This window comes from Halalkalibacterium ligniniphilum, assembly GCF_000334155.1.
Taxonomy (GTDB): Bacteria; Bacillota; Bacilli; order Bacillales; family Bacillaceae_D; genus Halalkalibacterium; species Halalkalibacterium ligniniphilum.
Genome location: NZ_ANNK01000106.1, coordinates 12,254 through 27,941 on the forward strand (window position 1 = coordinate 12,254; position 15,688 = coordinate 27,941).

Here is a 15,688-nt window from a genome sequence, read left to right on the forward strand (position 1 = left end):
AATGTCGAACTTTTGAAACCATTTTGACCATTAAAACAAACAATGTTTGCCCCTACAACAAATTATGATAAAATTTAAAGCTACAGACAAAATCTTTTGTAGGAGTGAGGTTCATGAACCAGCCAAAATTACCACCTAAAGACGAACGCCATCGCCATTTTGGTTCCGTTCCACCTGTAAAGGGAACAAAGCCAAATGAAAAAGATAAAATGCCTGATTTGCAAAATCGCCCAGATGATTATTATTTTCCGATTCAGCAGGTGGGGGTTTCAAATGTAAAATATCCAGTGATGTTGGAATCATCCATTGAACCAACAATCCAAACATCAACCGCGACATTTACACTATCAACGAGCCTCTCCTCTGAATATAAAGGAATTAACATGAGCCGCTTAACAGAGCAGCTCCACGAATACTATCAAGTACATATGCTCTCCCTTGAAAGCTTGCGAGAATTCGCGCAAATTTTAGCCGTTGAAATGAAGCAACGATCTTCACACGTATCTGTTTCGTTTCCTTGGTTTTTCAAAAGAGAGAGTCCCGAACTAAAAAAAGAAGGACTCGCTCATGCCGACGTTACCTATGATGTCACCTATGATGAGAACAGTGGCTATGAGGCAAGGGTTACCTTAACCGCTGCTGTGACGACGCTTTGCCCTTGTTCAAAGGAAATTAGTGAGTACAGCGCCCACAATCAGCGTGGTTACGTTACCATGAAAGTGAACGTCGACGAATTCGTTGACACAGATTGGAAATCATTCCTTGTGGAAGCTGCCGAAAGCAATGCCAGCTCGATTCTGTATCCAGTCCTAAAAAGACCAGACGAAAAAGCTGTGACAGAGCGAGCGTATGAGAACCCACGATTTGTAGAGGATTTAGCTCGCCTTGTTGCTGCTGACCTTTATGAAAATGACCAGGTGAAATCATTTGAAATTCAGTGCCGAAATGAAGAGTCGATTCATCAGCACGACGCAATCGCCATCCTTTCTTATTCAAAAGAATCACTCACATAGAAACCTGCATGACCGGTTCGCTCTTTCCACTTGGCTGCAATCGAGTACATCACGTAGTCTGCGTACCACTTCAATGAAGGCAGTGTGAGCAAAAGAACTCCGGTGCTTTCTCATTTCGAGCTCAAGCTCCGTTCCCTTCTCACAGAAAAGAGGCTGATCCAAAGTAAAAGGATTAGCCTCCTATGTTTAAAGAGCATCTGGCAAATGGTGCTTGTACATCTCGATTGCATCTGAATGCTGCTTTAACACCGCAACTATTTTTTCGTTCGGCTTTGTGTAAATGATCGAATAATCCTTTTCATCAAAAGCTTCTTGAACCGAAAAGGCGAGAATTTCTTTATCAACAGAGAATTCTGCCTGAACGCCTGGTTTATTTCCGCGAGCATCTAATCGAATCCAACGATTGATCGATTGTAAAAACACACCATTTAAAGCATGAAGGGAGTAGCCTTTTTCCGGCGTATCAAAAATCATTAAACGCTGATAGCAAAAGCCTGTGGGGATACCTTGTCCTCGGAGCAAAGCGGCTAATAAATTCGATTTGGCATAGCAGATTCCTTCTCCATATATAAGCACCTCTGACGCTTTGCTCGTCACCCTTGTTCCTTGAATATCCCATGAATGAGAAATGTGATCCCGGACAAATTGAAAGGCAATTTTCGCTTTTTCCATATCTGTTTGCTTATCATTAAACAAGTTGCTCATCATTTTTTGAATGACTGGATGGGAAAAATCAATTACATCTGATTCTTGCAAATAGTCCATCTTCTGATTGGATTCTAAAACAAGCTTCACCCTTTGCTCCTCTCCTCTCTTTCATTAAAAAGCCCCGATTCCCTTAATTTGCATAAACAAATGAGGCTTATCTAACGGTTCAAAGCCAAACTCTTCATAAAAGGAGTGTCCGTCATCCGTGTTCAGCATGATCCTCCGAATATGTAAAGGCTCATAGCTCGTGATTGTCTCAAGAAGCCATTTGCCAAGCCCCTTTCCTCGGTGCTCTTTTACAATAAATACATCTGTAAGGTAGGCAAAGGTCACAAGATCAGTAATCACCCTAGCAAAACCTATTTGTATTCTCTCGCCCCTTAATTGGTCTTGATAATACATCCCAAAGCAGATCGCTGAATGCTGAATTGATTTTTCAACATCCTCTTTTGAGATCCCTTTCGACCAGTATGATTCTTCACTTAAAAACCGAGCAATCAGCTCTAGCTGTAAAGCGTTTTTATCAATCGAAATCAAATAGTCTCCCTTACGCCACTCTGTTTTGGTCATTCTACATTCCTCTCTTAACACCTTGTAATTATACATCAAAAAGAATATATATTCAAAAATTTAAAATAGGGGTTTGCAGCCGCACTAGTCCAATGAAAAAGAAAGTCATGTTCTTCTAAATTTCGTAGTGAACAGGTTCGTATTTAATCAATTTTTATTTTAAGCATTTCTTTCAATCTGTCATCCAGCTGAATGTTTGGGTTTTTCTGTACTAACACCTGTACAAACTTATTTTGGTTGATTGGAGAAATAACCGCAAAACCGAATAATTTGCCATACGTGATTTTCAAGCGATCCATTGACAATGCCGGGGCAGACATTGGATTTTTAACTTTATTTATCTTACTGATTTCTGCGATCATGACGACCTTCTTAAACGGCCCATATCGAATCACTAGCCGCTTCTCTTCAATTGTATAACCAGTAGTAAACCACAGCCAAGCCATAAAAAGAGCGACGGGTAACCCTATAAAAAAGGCAAACGGCTCTCTATCGATAACTGGCATAATGATACAGACACCAATCGTACCCCATATAATGATTGATAACCATAGGTCTTTTTTCGATGGAAAATACATGGGCTCGTCTCCTAAAATTTTTTGTCCTCTGTTTTTAGCTATATTTTAGCAAATACTTGAAACATGGTCAGCCTAAAAACAAAATTGATTACGATATTTGAAATTCGTTTCATACTGAACCCAAATCATTTCTATAACAAAGCATCCCGCTGTTTAAAAATTCAAACAGCGGGATTTCCGTGACAATATTTTTTTGAATGGCTTCTAAATCGCCCGGGTTTCTATTTCAAACCCTAAATCCTCAATCATCTCATGATCCCAATCTACCTTTTGGCCTGCAGTTGTTAAATAATCGCCTACAAAAACAGAATTAGCCGCATAGAGGGAAAGTGGCTGCAAGTGTCTAAGTGTTTTTTCACGACCACCAGACACGCGAATTTCCTTGGTCGGATTCATAAATCGCATAAGGGCAAGAACCTTTAACGCTTTCGTTGGCTTTACCGGCTCTTGTTTTTCAAGAGGTGTGCCTTCGACAGCATGCAGGAAGTTCACAGGAATGGAATCAGCATCAAGGTCTTTTAGAGCCATGGCCATTTCAACAATTTGCTCGTCCGTTTCACCCATTCCAATAATAACGCCTGAACATGGGGACATACCTGTCTCTTTCACATGCCCAATCGTTTCAACTCGATCGTCATATGTATGAGTCGTTGTAATGTTCTCATGATTATCCACATGAGTATTAATATTATGATTGTATCGGTGGACACCGGCTTCCTTTAAACGATTGGCTTTCTCTTCAGTTAATAGTCCAAGACATGCACATAATTTTACAGGGATTGTTTCACGGATTTCTTTTACTGCTTCCACAACCGTATCAAGCTCCCGATCCGTTGGTCCTCTCCCACTTGCAACAATACAGTACGTTCCCGCCTTTCGAGCAAGCGCTTCCCTCGCTCCATTGACAATCGTTTCTTTATCAAGGAGAGGGTACGTTTCTACATTCGGTGCTTTCGAAACGATGGATTGGGCACAATACCCACAGTTTTCAGGGCATAAATTACTTTTAGCGTTTAAAATCATATTAAGCTTCACTTTGTTTCCATAATAATGATGACGAATTTCATATGCTGCGTGAAGGATTGAAAGCAGCTCTTTTTCGTCTGATTGCAAGATTTGAAGGCCTTCCTCCTTTGTGATTCCTTCTTTCATTGCTTTTTCTGCAAGCTCACTCCAATTTAATTCAATGGTATTCAACATTTGACTGCCACCCTTCATTTTATGTTAACTTTTTATATTTATAGGTTAACATTAAAACAGGCTAGCTGACAATTTCTTTTTTACAGAATCAGGATTGCTTTCCGAGCTTTTTAGAACGGTTATTTTGCTTCATTTGCATTTTAAATAAGTGAAAGAAAAGGGGCAGGCACCCATTTCCTGATTTTGAATAGGTTAACTACGAACTGACAATCTTTACCTCAAGGGGGGTTGGGATGAAACTTTCAATTGTGCAAGGGAATAACCATTCTCTACATTCATCTGATGTAAACGTTGTGATTGATGTCATCCGGGCTTTTACTGTTTCGCATCTTGCTTTCTTAAAAGGGGCAGAAAAAATAATACTTGTAGGTACAGAGGATGAGGCATTTGCACTTAAAAAAAGTCATCGTCACTTTTTGCTTAGCGGCGAAATCAAAGGGCTACCTATTCCTGGCTTCGATCTGAGTAACTCGCCTAAGGAAATGCTTATGAAAAAAGTGGGCGGCAAAACACTTGTCCAAAAAACCACCAACGGGGTTGCAGCTGCCCTCCATTCCCTCTGTACAAAGTATTTGCTTGTCACAGGTTTTACAAATGCAAAAACAACGGCACAGTATGTTAAAAAAATTTGTGAATCCCTTAGCGGCACCCCACAGGTTAACTTGATAGCCTCACATCCTACTGGAGATGATGATTTAGCTTGTGCCCAATACATGGAACAAATTCTTCTTGAAAATGAAGCTCCTCCCCTCTCACAAATAACGGCAAGAATCAAATCTTCTCATGTCGCAGAAAAGTTTTTTGATAAGGAAAACAGGTTCTTTGATCCTGATGACATTCTTTTGTGCATACAGCAGTGGGATGAATCCTTTGTTATGCAGGTTAATCCGGACGGTCGTTTTCCGGTGATTGAAAGGAAGGAAATAAAATGAACACATATCCAGTTGAGCTTCAATTACCTGTTAGGCCTTTAAAGCCAAGGCAAGTTGGATTGACCATTCTTATTGATAATGGCGTTCCCATTCAGCAATTTAAAGACACGATTTCCAGCTTTGCCGAGATGATCGATTTTGTGAAATTTGGATGGTGCACATCTCTCATCACGAAGCAGATTGAAGAGAAGATGGAATGCCTGAAGCTGTATAATGTGTCGTACTTTTTTGGTGGCACGATGTTTGAGAAATTTCTGAGCCAGGACAAAATCGACGAATTTTACCGCTATTGCAAGCATCACAAGTGTACCCACATCGAAGTATCCAATGGAACCCTTGATTTAACAAATTCTGAGAAAGCCCGATATATCAAAGATTTCTCAGCAGAATTTAAAGTATTCAGTGAGGTCGGACGTAAAAACTCCGACCAGGCAGATAGCTGTTCTTCCTATGAATGGATCGCTTCCATTCAGGAGGATCTTGCAGCTGGAGCTACAAAAGTGATAACGGAAGCAAGAGAGGGTGGCTCAAGTGGAATTTGCACCAAAAATGGCACCCTTCGTTATGATTTATTAGAGGACATCTTATCGTCTGGTACGGATGAGAATTCACTGATTTTTGAAGCTCCTACGAAATTGATGCAGACCTATTTCATAAAAAAAGTAGGACCACAGGTCAACCTGGCGAATATCCCTTTTACAGAAATTATTCCTTTAGAAACACTCAGGTTAGGGCTTCGTTCTGATACCTTTCATTTACACAACGAGGAGGCATTTTCATGAGAGAAGCGAACAAAATATTTCATTTGGCCATTCCATGTAAGGAGTTAGATGAAACGGTAGCATTTTATGAAGCGTTAGGATGTAAGCTCGCAAGACGATACGACGATCGTGTAACGTTTAATTTTTTTGGTGACCAAATCGTTTGCCATCTAAGCCCTGAGCATATTGATCACAAACCAATGATGTACCCTCGACATTTTGGTGTTACATTTACAGAAAAAGAAGAATTTTATCAAGTGCTGCATCTTGCTGAAAAAGAAAAACTTCCATTTTTTCAAAAGGAGATGTCCAGATTTTCCAGGAAGCCGGAAGAGCATGTTACTTTTTTTTTAATAGATCCTTCAAATAATTTGCTTGAGTTTAAATTTTATCATGATGTTTCGATGGTGTATTAGGATATAAGGCATTGGATGAGTAACCTGGTTATCGGAAAAAAGGCTCTTTAGTTTGAGAAAAAAGAGCCTTTATTTACCACTAGTTGGATTTTATTATTCTTTCTAATTGCTGCCAACGGTCTGGCTGTGCTAAAAAAGAAGGGTGAGAAATTTCTGTTAGCAGCTGGCGGCGTTTGGTTTCTTCATGTATTGTTTCTTTAATTCTTTGCCGGGCTTCACCTAAAAAGTCAAGGGTCTCTTCCACATGCTCCGGTAAAATCGCTTCAATCTCTTGTCGTAGCTGCCGAGCATAGATAGGACTTGCTCCATTCGTTGAAATGGCGATTGTCAAGGGCCCTTTTTGAATGGAGGAAGGAAACATTACATCACTCTGCTCTGGGCTGTCGGCAAGGTAGATCAGTTGCTCCGGCTTTTTGGCAGCAAGCACCTGTTGATTCACCTCTCTTTGATTCGTGGCTGCCAGGAGTAAAAAAGCGCCTGTCACATCATCTGACTCAAATGACTTTTGGTGCCAATCGATTTTACCGTCTCTTTTAAGCTGAGCGATCGTGGCATGAATGGATGGAGAAATAACAGTCACGCTCGCCCCCGCTTCAAGTAAACGGGGAATTCTACGTGCAGCTACAGCCCCTCCGCCAACACAGACGACAGGACGCCCTGCCAGGTTTAGCATGACAGGAAGTTGGTTCATGCTGTTTCAATCCCTTCGTACACTGCTTTCATCCGGTAACGGCATAAATCACAATTCACCTTTACCTCCTCTGCAAGAACTTCATCAACACGTGCAAGTAACACTTCAACCAGCCGGTCATCAAATCCTAAAGATGAACAAAGCCGGTATTCTTTTTCAGAGGTGGCGTTCAACTGTAAAACTCTATCGCCTAAGGTATTCATCAACACACCTGAAAACAGTAAGTAAGGGAGCAGGTAGACCGTTTTTCCTTGTAGACGTTCAACCTTCGCTAACCCTTCATCTAAATTCGGCCTTGTTGCGGCAAGATAGCAAACTTCCACATCCGTCACCGGTGTGTACTCCCACAGCAAACGAGAAACTTTTACTAAATCACTATTTGCATCAGGATCACTGCTTCCCCGACCCACCAAAAGAATCGTGGCCTCTTCTCGTTCGTCATAGTCCGGTTGCCCTTCGCTTTTTTTCAAGCCTGCACATTCTAGACGTTCTTTTAACACGTCAATAATTGTTGCCTCAATTCCAAAGGGCCGTCCATACTTGAAGATGACATCTGGGTGATTTTTCTTCGCTTTATCAATCTCTAGAGGAATGTCGAGCTTCGCATGGTTGGCTGTTAGAAGGAGAACAGGAACAATCGCAATTTCAGTTGCTCCTTTTTTCACACATTCTTCAATCCCTTGTTCAATAGAAGGCTCAGCAAGCTCGATAAAACAAAAGGCTTGGAGCCGTATGTCTCTTCGTTTTTCCATTGCTTTCTCCACAAATGCTCTAAGCTCATCATTTCCTGCCTGAACACGACTTCCGTGCCCTACATATAAAATTGCCTTCATTTTATCACCTGCTTCATTCAATCGATTGCTGCTCAAGATACCGAATAAGTATATCGATATTCGGAGTTTCAAGTTCATGATGGACCATATAGCCTGCTTCTTTTGCTGCTTGTGTTGTCGTAGGACCAAAACTGATAATGGTTCTTCCTTCAGAAAGAGATGCTGGACTTTCTCCGCATTCCTTCATCCCGTCTGTAACAGCTTGTACCGAAGCAGCACTTGGAAAGACGATTGTCTGAATCCGTTCTTCATCAAATAATCGCTGACAGGTTCGGATTGATTGCTTAACTAGCTGTAGCTTATGGGTCGTGATATAGTCATGGTCACCCCATGTCTCAGTTAGCTGCTCTCTTTCTGCTTTGCTTTTCACTTCTCCAAAAAGAACGAGCTTCCCTTTATTGGTCATTTCCTCTGCCAAGAAAGCCGCACAGGCATAGGACTCGATTGCCTTAAGTGATTTTTTTGAAATGGCATAAAACGGTGCCCGAATCTGACGAATATCAATCTTTTCCTCACGGAGCCATGAAAAAAAACGATGTACACTTGCTGGTGACGTAAAAAGTATGCGCTCACTATCCATGACCTTCGTTAATGTATCTTTTTCAAGCAGTTGCTCCAACTGATGCCAACGCGGAAATTCAAACACATCGGCTCCTTCTTCTCTAAGTCGTTTCGCTACGTGGCTCGAGTCACTCGTTGTACGGCCTAGTAACACTTGTTGTCCAAAGAGTCGCTGCTCTTCAAACCAGCTTTTTTTCGTCCGAAGCTTTCCAATGTCACCAACAAGCGTGATGGCAGGATTTTTAAATTGAACGTCTTTTGCCTTTTGCGCAATCGTTTTTAACGTTCCTTTCAATACCTCTTGCTTGCCAATCGTCCCCCAACGAATTAAAAGAACTGTCGTGTCTTTATCTCTTCCGTTGGCCATCAGCTGCTCTGTAATGTGAGGAAGATTGCTCACCCCCATGTAAAAGGCGATCGTATCAACCCCACGTGCAAGAGCCTCCCAGTCAATCATTGGCTGACCAGTAGGTGACTTGTCATGACCCGTTATCACAGCAAAAGAGGCACCATGATCACGATGTGTTACTGGAACCCCAGCATAGGTGGCCGCACCAATACCTGCCGTAATCCCTGGAATGATTTCGTAAGGCACACCCGCTTCTTCAAGAGCCGCAGCTTCTTCACCGACGCGCCCAAACACACTTGGGTCCCCGCCTTTTAAGCGGACGACAACCTTTCCTTCTTTCCCTTTTTTTACAAGCAAGTCATTGATCGCTTCCTGTCTCAGCAAATGGCGGTCTGGAAGCTTTCCACAATAAATAAGCTCTGCGTCTGGTTTCGTCCATTCTAATAAAAGTGGATTGACAAGACGGTCATACAAGACAACATCCGCCTTTTCTAAATATTCTTTTCCTTTTAAGGTCAAGAGACGGACATCTCCAGGTCCTGCCCCTACCAAATAAACCGTTCCTTTATATTTTTTCATTGTGGCCTCCTACCGATACATGTTCTATATATGTTCTATATATGTTCTATCTCTGTTTTAATCATTTAATTTTGCTTGAGGCAGCTGGTAGCATTGCTTAATCTCTTGCTCCTTTTCCGCTTTCGCTACTCCTCGTGCCAATTGCTTCATTAAAATGGTCACCTCTCACGATAGTTCATTTCCGACTTTTTAGATATGTTTTATAAAGTATATAACACGATTCCGCTCGTCCGCAATCCTAAACTTATAATTCTTACGTCAAAAAACCTAACATTGCATTTATTCTGTTTTGCCAACAAGTCACACAAATCACTGACTGCATTCCCATGCTTCTCATTTTACCTTGAATCCCCAAAATCGAACATACCTGTTTTGTTCGCCACTTATTGAGCGTAGGTTAATCGTTGGATAAAAGGAAATGTTTTAACCTTTTCAGTACCTTTTACGTTCATCAAATATTCATTATCTCATCTTGCATGATAACGATATTTATGGTATTCTTGATTTTAACACTCAAAAAAAGGAGGGGTTTAATGGGATTCAGCTTATTGATTATGGCTACTGGACTCGTATTAGGTTATCTTAATTTTGGCTACCTCGGTGCTTTAATTGGTCTATTCGCTGCTATCATTATTGGGATGCTTATCAGACCAAAAATAGTTAATCACTAAATTCCCACTCACTTCTTCATTGCCCCCCTTTCTTATTCATACACTTACACTTACCGCACAGATTTTATTAAAGTGACATTCACTACAACTAGACATCTTATGTTGTCTGCGTTTATGTAGCTCATTTTAATAAACGGGCTTAGACAACATAAGAACTTCTTTTGCTCCATGTTTTTTTATTTCAACACTCTCCTCTTGTTAGATGCCCGACGATTTCCCTTTCGCTAATTTATGCAGATACAAAAGAACATCTTACATAGTTTTTTGCTCTGTAAAAAATCCGAAAATATCTTTACATATATGAATTTTTTTACGTAAAAAAACCCGAAAAACACATAACTAGATGTTCGAAGCAAAAACATGTTAGATTATCTAACATCAATCGCCAAATCCCCTCTATTTCTGTGATATAGTGGAATCAAGAAAAGGTCTGAACATTCTAACAAGATTCTACTTGAGGGGTGGAATGTGTGTCTTACAAAGATAAAAAAGTGATTACAATCGGGATCGTCAGTGAATTAACAGGTCTATCAGAGAGAAAAATACGTTATTATGAAGAAAGAAAATTGGTTTTCCCGGAGCGTTCAAACGGTGGAACCCGAAAGTTTTCATTTTTAGATGTTGAACGCCTTCTTGACATCGCCAATAAAATGGAAGATGGCATGCAGACGTTTGAAATAAGAAAAATGGAACAAAAGCAGTTAAAAAAGAAAGAAGTACGCGATCGCATGCTCCGTGGCCAGTTGAATGCTGCATTTAACCTGCGCAAATAGTAAAAGCACAAAGGGTTTTATCCTCCCTTTGTGCTTTTTCTTTTTTATTTCATAGAACAGCCATAAATTTCACAACCTATAAAAGGCGAGAACAAACAAAAACAAACCTATTCCCTCGCAAATCGTTGGAAAGTGGTGTTTTCATGTACGATTGCTTCATTGTAGGTGGGGGCATTGCCGGTTTACAAGCTGCCATTCAGCTCGGTCGCTACAAGCATCGAATTGCAGTAGCTGATGCGAAAGGCGGCCGCTCTAGCCTATGTCAGGATTATCATAACGTACTCGGTTGGGATGAAGGTGTGAGTGGGAAATATCTGCGGAATACAGGGCATAAGCAAGCTAGGAAGCTAGGGGTTCATTTTTATGAAGATGTAGTTAAAGCCATTGAACGGCGTGAAAAAGGCTTCTATGTCTATACCAAAAGAAATCCCACTCCCTTTTATGCGAAACGTATTCTTCTAGCGACAGGGATTCGGGATCGTCTCCCTCCGTTTCCTGAATTAAAGCCTTGCCTTGGCAAAAGTGTATACATTTGTCCAGACTGTGATGGCTTTGAAATTTGCGGTCATCAAACCATCGTGATCGGCTCAGGTAACCCAGGTGCTCACCTTACTTTAGAGCTACTCTATTGGAATTCAAATTTGATCTACATTAATCATGAACAAAAAGTGATTGATCCATATCTCCAAAGAGAATTGGATAAACAGGGTATTCCAAACATCAACGAACCAGTTGTGGCAATAAATAAACAAGCACCTGATCAAATCACAAGTGTGGTTTTAGCAAATGGACAAGAAATTTCAGCCTCAAAAGCGTTCTTAGCGATGGGCGGGGCACAAGTTGAAGCCGATCTTGCCAAGCAGCTCGGTGTAGAGCTTCTTGAGAGTCAGCATATTCTTGTCAACCCCCGTACAAAGGAGACAAACATTACCCATGTGTGGGCCGCTGGAGATGCAACCGTTCATTCACAGCTTTTAACAATTGCCATGGGAGACGGGGCACAAGCAGCAGTGTGGATCCACAAAAGCTTAATAAACGAGGTGAACTAAATGAATATACATCTTCTAGTTACGACAAGCCTTGGCATTCTCCTTTTGTTCTCTGGATTTTTCATGAATGCTTCTTCTTATGCTGAAACAAAAGCGCAACACCTGCGAGCAGCCATTATTATTGATGATTTTGGCGGTGACGTAGAGGGCGTCGACTCTTTTTTAAAAGGAGAGATTCCGATTACAGTTGCAATCATGCCTTTTATGGAGCATTCAACCGATCAGGCGATTCAAGCTCATCATGCAGGCTTAGAAGTCATTGTTCACATGCCTCTAGAACCGAAAAAGGGGAAAGCCTCTTGGCTAGGTCCTAATGCAATTACAAGCGATTTAACCGTTCAAGAAGTCAAGCGTCGTGTTCGAATGGCCTTTGATTCTGTCCCTCATGCAGCAGGGTTAAACAATCACATGGGTTCAAAAATTGTTGAAGACGAAAGGCTTACGAGGGCCATTTTAGAGGTGGTTAAAGAGCGAGGCGTATATGTTATTGACAGTGGAACAAGCGGGAAATCTGTCATTCCGAAACTTGCCGAGGAAATGGGTATTCCTTTTGCTACCCGTAATGTTTTTTTAGACAATACACTTTCTAATCAATCAGAGGTTGAGAAAAATATGAGAACACTTGTCTCACATGCAGAAGAACACGACCAGGCCATCGGCATCGGCCACGTCGGTGTCAAAGGTTGTGAAACAGTAGCTGGAATTAAAGCTAGCCTAGCCCTTTTTAAAGAGAAAGGCATTGAGATCGTCCCTGCCTCTCATTTACTCCCATCGAACATTGAGAAAAACCCTGATTCTTTTTGGCAGGAAGTAAATTAGCCAGAAACTAATTTTAAATTTACCCGCTTTCTACTATCTATACCTATTTATAAAAATGGAGTTGAGAAAAGATGCGAGCATGGCGAATCATCGGAATCCTCACAGCATTCCTACTCGTTATAATTTTTATCGGTCGCGGTGTCATCGAAGATAATCGCGATCACCGAGTAAACATTCAACAAAAAGAAATTCCTGAAGCCCTTGAAGCAAATGCAATGGATAAGCTTTTAGCTGAAGATTTGTCCTTAACGACTTCGATGTTTATTAATCAATTGTCTGAGCAGCTTCAACGTTGGAAAGATGCTGATTTATCCGACCAAAGCATCCGTGGCCGGTTTGAACAAGAATTACAGGATCATCGCCATTTCCAAGGGTTTGCGATTGCACATGAGAACGGTAAAATTGAAAAAGTCGGTTCCATTCATCAACCAAAGCCTTCCCTTCTCACCCATACCCATCACCAGCAGCAGTTTTCCGACCCGTATCAAGTGGGCGACAAGCAATATATGCTCATTGGTGAAAAGATCGATAACAAAAAGACTCTGATTGGTGAAATTGATTTATCTTTTGTTAAACGGTTTATTAACAACACTGCGTCTGTGGCTGATGCCAATGGAAATTTTTTCATTTCCAGCGATAACCCTAAAGTTCAATGGAAATCCGTCTCAGATGCCCCTGATAACCTAATGACAGAAACGGTCCCTGAAGTCGGTTGGGAAATCCACGTCCATTCCGAGGAGCAAAATACAAAGGAAAAGCCACGCCCTTTCCATGAACGACAAGCCGTCATAAAATTTAAGCAGGATTCTTTTGCAGAGCCATGGCTAGCAAGTCACCCTGAGTATACTGTCATTGAAACTGCACCACCGTTTTATATCCTGACATCAAAAACAAAGACGACAGAAGAACTCTTGCAAGAGCTAAGCCATGATCTCGACCTATCTTTTGCGGAACCGAATTACCGTTACTCCAAACAAGTACCTACGTTTAAAACAACACCAAACGATGAGTTTTTCAAGCCGTATCAGTGGAATTTAGAACAGATTAACATTCAAGGTGGCTGGAATTTTTCCGAGGGAGAAGATGTGACCATAGCCGTCCTTGATACCGGTGTCGATATGAACCATCAAGATTTACAAATAAAAATAAAAAAAGGCTACAATACCGTGGACGGGAATACCAATTTTCAAGATGAACACGGCCACGGCACACATGTAGCTGGGATTGCGGCAGCACTGACGAACAACATAAAAGGTATTGCTGGTATTTCCTGGGATAGTGCCATTCTTCCTGTTAAAGTATTAAATAAAGAAGGCGAGGGAACATCCTTTGAGGTAGCAAAAGGAATTTATTGGGCAACCGACAACGGGGCCGATGTCATCAATATGAGCTTAGGTGACTACAATCATTCAGATGCACTTTACGATGCGATTCGCTATGCCTATCAAAAGGATGTTGTACTAATTGCAGCATCTGGAAATGATAATGCAGAGGATCCAATGTACCCGGCTCTTTATGATGAAGTGTTAACTGTGGCAGCTGTTGACGATACAAAAAATCGTGCCTTTTTTTCAAATTACGGCAAGCATATAGATGTTGCTGCTCCTGGCGAGCATATTCCTAGTCTTTTTCCAGATAATCAGTACGTCGTCATGTCAGGAACATCGATGGCAGCTCCCCATGTAGCAGGGTTTGCCGCGCTCATTCGGGCAATGCGTCCCGATTTAAGTAACAACCAAGTGGTAGATGTTATCAAAAAGACAGCGAAAGACCTTGGTCCAAAAGGACATGACCCGTATTACGGATATGGCGAAATTGACATTGAAAAAGCACTAAGCTCCCTCGCAAAATAATAAGCAGTAAGAAAGGTGCAAGAGCCGAAAACGCTGACTTGAAAATGTTTTGTGGTTTCGTAGGAGGAGTTGAAGCAACCCGCTCTAAAATTTATACTTTCTTCTCTTACAAATCAGGGGGCTGGGACAAATGAGTTTTTATTTGATGAGAAATCCGAACGTCATGATCGTTGATGCATAGCCTTCGCTTTCCGCGAGCGGCTGGTGAGCCTCCTCGTGCTTAGGCACTGGGGGTTTCACCATTGCCTTTAATCCCGCAAGAGGTCTACGTCTATTTCCTTCGCTAAGACAACCAGCAAATAGTACCAAGCAGTATGAGCGGAATGCTAAATAACGTTATATTCATTTTAGATTCTTATAAAATCCTACTACTAAGATGAGGAAGGCAGCTGAATATAAAAGAAAACTAGGTATAGTGAAAATCGTAATCCACATATTTAGTTGGTGAGCTGAAGAATGTGTCATTAAGTTAGGAACAATATATTTGGATGTGATTTTAAATATTTCTGACACACTAAGTAAAACAAAGAACCAAAATCCCCAATTGTAAAGTTGTTTTTTACGTTTCATGCCTTTGGAGCAAATATATATTCCGATCAATGCTAACGCAAAAATTAAATAAGAGCTTATTAATGATGATATGGTTAAAAAAAATGAAACGAACATCTCAGTAATCCTCCTTATTTATTTTCAATCTAGTATGACATAGATGCCGTCATTTTTTAAAATGGAAAGTTCAAATGAAACGTCTACTAAAAGGGCATATTAATTGCTTGAAGACCATTAAGCGATTGTTATATGGACGCGCAAGTCTAACGCTCTTAAAAAAACGTGTTCTTCATAGACTGTAAAAAAACTATCCATACATTCGAAGTAGAAGTTGTAGCTTATCACCAAAATGGTATAAGAGCCATTTTATTTTAGCGTTTACAAAACTGTTCATGTCCTTCACTGGGCATGCCTCCTTCAATGGTGAGATGAAGTGGTCGGGAAACCCACTTTATCCTACCATGAAGTGAGGTTTTTTATTACCAAGCTTGAAGCTCTCTGGAACCCCCGGCATAGCCAGAGGTTTTCAAGGACATAAAAACACCCCTTGTTTTTCAACAAGGGGTTGTACTTATGCCTCTACATTCGTTAAAACAAATGCTGCAGCCTTTCGAACAGGTTTTTTCTCAAGCAATGTAATGTCATGAATGATTGGTAGCTTCATGTAGCTGCTTTCAACTTCAATTTCCACCGTTTGAAAAGCCGTGTCTTCGTCCTTTGCAACGACAACAACCTGTAAGATTCCTTGATCTGAGTTCACTTCAAATCGATATAAAAACATGC

17 protein-coding genes are annotated in these 15,688 nt (G+C 41.0%); 9 read left to right on the forward strand and 8 right to left on the reverse strand.

What is annotated here, in order from left to right; translation table 11 throughout:
• Positions 1-113: 113 nt before the first annotated feature.
• On the forward strand, positions 114-1,013 hold the full coding sequence (gene folE2 / locus BLT_RS0113040) for a GTP cyclohydrolase FolE2 (RefSeq protein WP_017728222.1): 900 nt from the start codon (positions 114-116) through the stop codon (positions 1,011-1,013).
• Positions 1,014-1,199: 186 nt separating this feature from the next.
• On the opposite strand, the gene BLT_RS0113045 is transcribed toward folE2, so the two are convergent.
• The 4 genes from BLT_RS0113045 to bioB form a co-directional block, all read right to left on the reverse strand.
• Positions 1,200-1,808 (reverse strand): transglutaminase-like domain-containing protein, encoded by a 609-nt coding sequence (locus tag BLT_RS0113045; protein WP_017728223.1) that lies wholly within the window; start codon positions 1,806-1,808, stop codon positions 1,200-1,202.
• A gap of 24 nt (positions 1,809-1,832) precedes the next feature.
• Positions 1,833-2,291 (reverse strand): GNAT family N-acetyltransferase, encoded by a 459-nt coding sequence (locus BLT_RS0113050; RefSeq protein ID WP_017728224.1) that lies wholly within the window; start codon positions 2,289-2,291, stop codon positions 1,833-1,835.
• 143 nt (positions 2,292-2,434) lie between these two features.
• The gene (locus BLT_RS0113055) at positions 2,435-2,869 is read right to left on the reverse strand and encodes a PH domain-containing protein (RefSeq protein WP_017728225.1); all 435 of its coding nucleotides are present in this window, start codon (positions 2,867-2,869) and stop codon (positions 2,435-2,437) included.
• Positions 2,870-3,073: 204 nt separating this feature from the next.
• Positions 3,074-4,069 carry a biotin synthase BioB gene (gene bioB / locus BLT_RS0113060; protein ID WP_017728226.1) on the reverse strand — a complete coding sequence of 332 codons (996 nt, stop codon included), beginning with the start codon at positions 4,067-4,069 and terminating at the stop codon, positions 3,074-3,076.
• 233 nt (positions 4,070-4,302) lie between these two features.
• Between bioB and BLT_RS0113065 the strand changes: the two genes are divergently transcribed.
• The 3 genes from BLT_RS0113065 to BLT_RS0113075 are packed head-to-tail and all read left to right on the forward strand — an operon-like array spanning position 4,303 to position 6,178.
• A complete protein-coding gene (locus tag BLT_RS0113065) occupies positions 4,303-5,001 on the forward strand; it encodes a 2-phosphosulfolactate phosphatase (RefSeq protein ID WP_017728227.1) in 699 nt (232 codons plus the stop codon).
• Positions 4,998-5,783, forward strand: coding sequence for a phosphosulfolactate synthase (locus tag BLT_RS0113070; RefSeq protein WP_017728228.1), 786 nt, complete (start codon positions 4,998-5,000; stop codon positions 5,781-5,783). Before BLT_RS0113065 ends, BLT_RS0113070 begins: the two co-directional genes overlap by 4 nt.
• Positions 5,780-6,178 carry a VOC family protein gene (locus tag BLT_RS0113075; RefSeq protein WP_017728229.1) on the forward strand — a complete coding sequence of 133 codons (399 nt, stop codon included), beginning with the start codon at positions 5,780-5,782 and terminating at the stop codon, positions 6,176-6,178. The genes BLT_RS0113070 and BLT_RS0113075 overlap by 4 nt, the downstream gene beginning before the upstream one ends.
• Before the next feature lie 79 nt (positions 6,179-6,257).
• Here the strand turns inward: BLT_RS0113075 and BLT_RS0113080 are convergent, their stop codons facing one another.
• The 3 genes from BLT_RS0113080 to cobA are packed head-to-tail and all read right to left on the reverse strand — an operon-like array spanning position 6,258 to position 9,191.
• A complete protein-coding gene (locus tag BLT_RS0113080) occupies positions 6,258-6,869 on the reverse strand; it encodes a precorrin-2 dehydrogenase/sirohydrochlorin ferrochelatase family protein (protein WP_017728230.1) in 612 nt (203 codons plus the stop codon).
• A complete protein-coding gene (locus tag BLT_RS0113085; RefSeq protein WP_026105113.1) occupies positions 6,866-7,702 on the reverse strand; it encodes a sirohydrochlorin chelatase in 837 nt (278 codons plus the stop codon). Before BLT_RS0113085 ends, BLT_RS0113080 begins: the two co-directional genes overlap by 4 nt.
• A gap of 13 nt (positions 7,703-7,715) precedes the next feature.
• Entirely contained in the window at positions 7,716-9,191 is a 1,476-nt protein-coding gene (gene cobA / locus BLT_RS0113090; protein ID WP_017728232.1) for a uroporphyrinogen-III C-methyltransferase, read from the reverse strand.
• Between the two features lie 533 nt (positions 9,192-9,724).
• Between cobA and BLT_RS24070 the strand changes: the two genes are divergently transcribed.
• From BLT_RS24070 to BLT_RS0113120, 5 genes are all read left to right on the forward strand, one after another.
• Positions 9,725-9,862, forward strand: coding sequence for a hypothetical protein (locus tag BLT_RS24070; RefSeq protein WP_017728234.1), 138 nt, complete (start codon positions 9,725-9,727; stop codon positions 9,860-9,862).
• 470 nt (positions 9,863-10,332) lie between these two features.
• Positions 10,333-10,635 (forward strand): MerR family transcriptional regulator, encoded by a 303-nt coding sequence (locus BLT_RS0113105; protein ID WP_017728235.1) that lies wholly within the window; start codon positions 10,333-10,335, stop codon positions 10,633-10,635.
• Between the two features lie 143 nt (positions 10,636-10,778).
• On the forward strand, positions 10,779-11,684 hold the full coding sequence (locus tag BLT_RS0113110) for an NAD(P)/FAD-dependent oxidoreductase (protein WP_017728236.1): 906 nt from the start codon (positions 10,779-10,781) through the stop codon (positions 11,682-11,684).
• A complete protein-coding gene (locus tag BLT_RS0113115) occupies positions 11,685-12,503 on the forward strand; it encodes a divergent polysaccharide deacetylase family protein (RefSeq protein WP_017728237.1) in 819 nt (272 codons plus the stop codon). It abuts the gene before it with no gap.
• A 71-nt stretch (positions 12,504-12,574) separates the two neighbouring features.
• Positions 12,575-14,356, forward strand: a complete 1,782-nt coding sequence (locus BLT_RS0113120) for a S8 family peptidase (protein WP_017728238.1) — start codon at positions 12,575-12,577, stop codon at positions 14,354-14,356.
• A 1,120-nt stretch (positions 14,357-15,476) separates the two neighbouring features.
• Here the strand turns inward: BLT_RS0113120 and BLT_RS0113135 are convergent.
• A complete protein-coding gene (locus BLT_RS0113135; protein WP_017728241.1) occupies positions 15,477-15,686 on the reverse strand; it encodes a DUF3906 family protein in 210 nt (69 codons plus the stop codon).
• Positions 15,687-15,688 lie beyond the last annotated feature (2 nt).

Bases quoted from the DNA above. Each gene is read 5' to 3' on its own strand.
- folE2 (WP_017728222.1), top strand. From the start codon at position 114: ATGAACCAGCCAAAATTACCACCTAAAGACGAACGCCATCGCCATTTT.
- BLT_RS0113050 (WP_017728224.1), bottom strand. From the start codon at position 2,291: ATGACCAAAACAGAGTGGCGTAAGGGAGACTATTTGATTTCGATTGAT.
- BLT_RS0113055 (WP_017728225.1), bottom strand. From the start codon at position 2,869: ATGTATTTTCCATCGAAAAAAGACCTATGGTTATCAATCATTATATGG.
- bioB (WP_017728226.1), bottom strand. From the start codon at position 4,069: ATGTTGAATACCATTGAATTAAATTGGAGTGAGCTTGCAGAAAAAGCA.
- BLT_RS0113065 (WP_017728227.1), top strand. From the start codon at position 4,303: ATGAAACTTTCAATTGTGCAAGGGAATAACCATTCTCTACATTCATCT.
- BLT_RS0113070 (WP_017728228.1), top strand. From the start codon at position 4,998: ATGAACACATATCCAGTTGAGCTTCAATTACCTGTTAGGCCTTTAAAG.
- BLT_RS0113075 (WP_017728229.1), top strand. From the start codon at position 5,780: ATGAGAGAAGCGAACAAAATATTTCATTTGGCCATTCCATGTAAGGAG.
- BLT_RS0113080 (WP_017728230.1), bottom strand. From the start codon at position 6,869: ATGAACCAACTTCCTGTCATGCTAAACCTGGCAGGGCGTCCTGTCGTC.
- BLT_RS0113085 (WP_026105113.1), bottom strand. From the start codon at position 7,702: ATGAAGGCAATTTTATATGTAGGGCACGGAAGTCGTGTTCAGGCAGGA.
- cobA (WP_017728232.1), bottom strand. From the start codon at position 9,191: ATGAAAAAATATAAAGGAACGGTTTATTTGGTAGGGGCAGGACCTGGA.
- BLT_RS24070 (WP_017728234.1), top strand. From the start codon at position 9,725: ATGGGATTCAGCTTATTGATTATGGCTACTGGACTCGTATTAGGTTAT.
- BLT_RS0113110 (WP_017728236.1), top strand. From the start codon at position 10,779: ATGTACGATTGCTTCATTGTAGGTGGGGGCATTGCCGGTTTACAAGCT.
- BLT_RS0113115 (WP_017728237.1), top strand. From the start codon at position 11,685: ATGAATATACATCTTCTAGTTACGACAAGCCTTGGCATTCTCCTTTTG.
- BLT_RS0113120 (WP_017728238.1), top strand. From the start codon at position 12,575: ATGCGAGCATGGCGAATCATCGGAATCCTCACAGCATTCCTACTCGTT.
- BLT_RS0113135 (WP_017728241.1), bottom strand. From the start codon at position 15,686: ATGTTTTTATATCGATTTGAAGTGAACTCAGATCAAGGAATCTTACAG.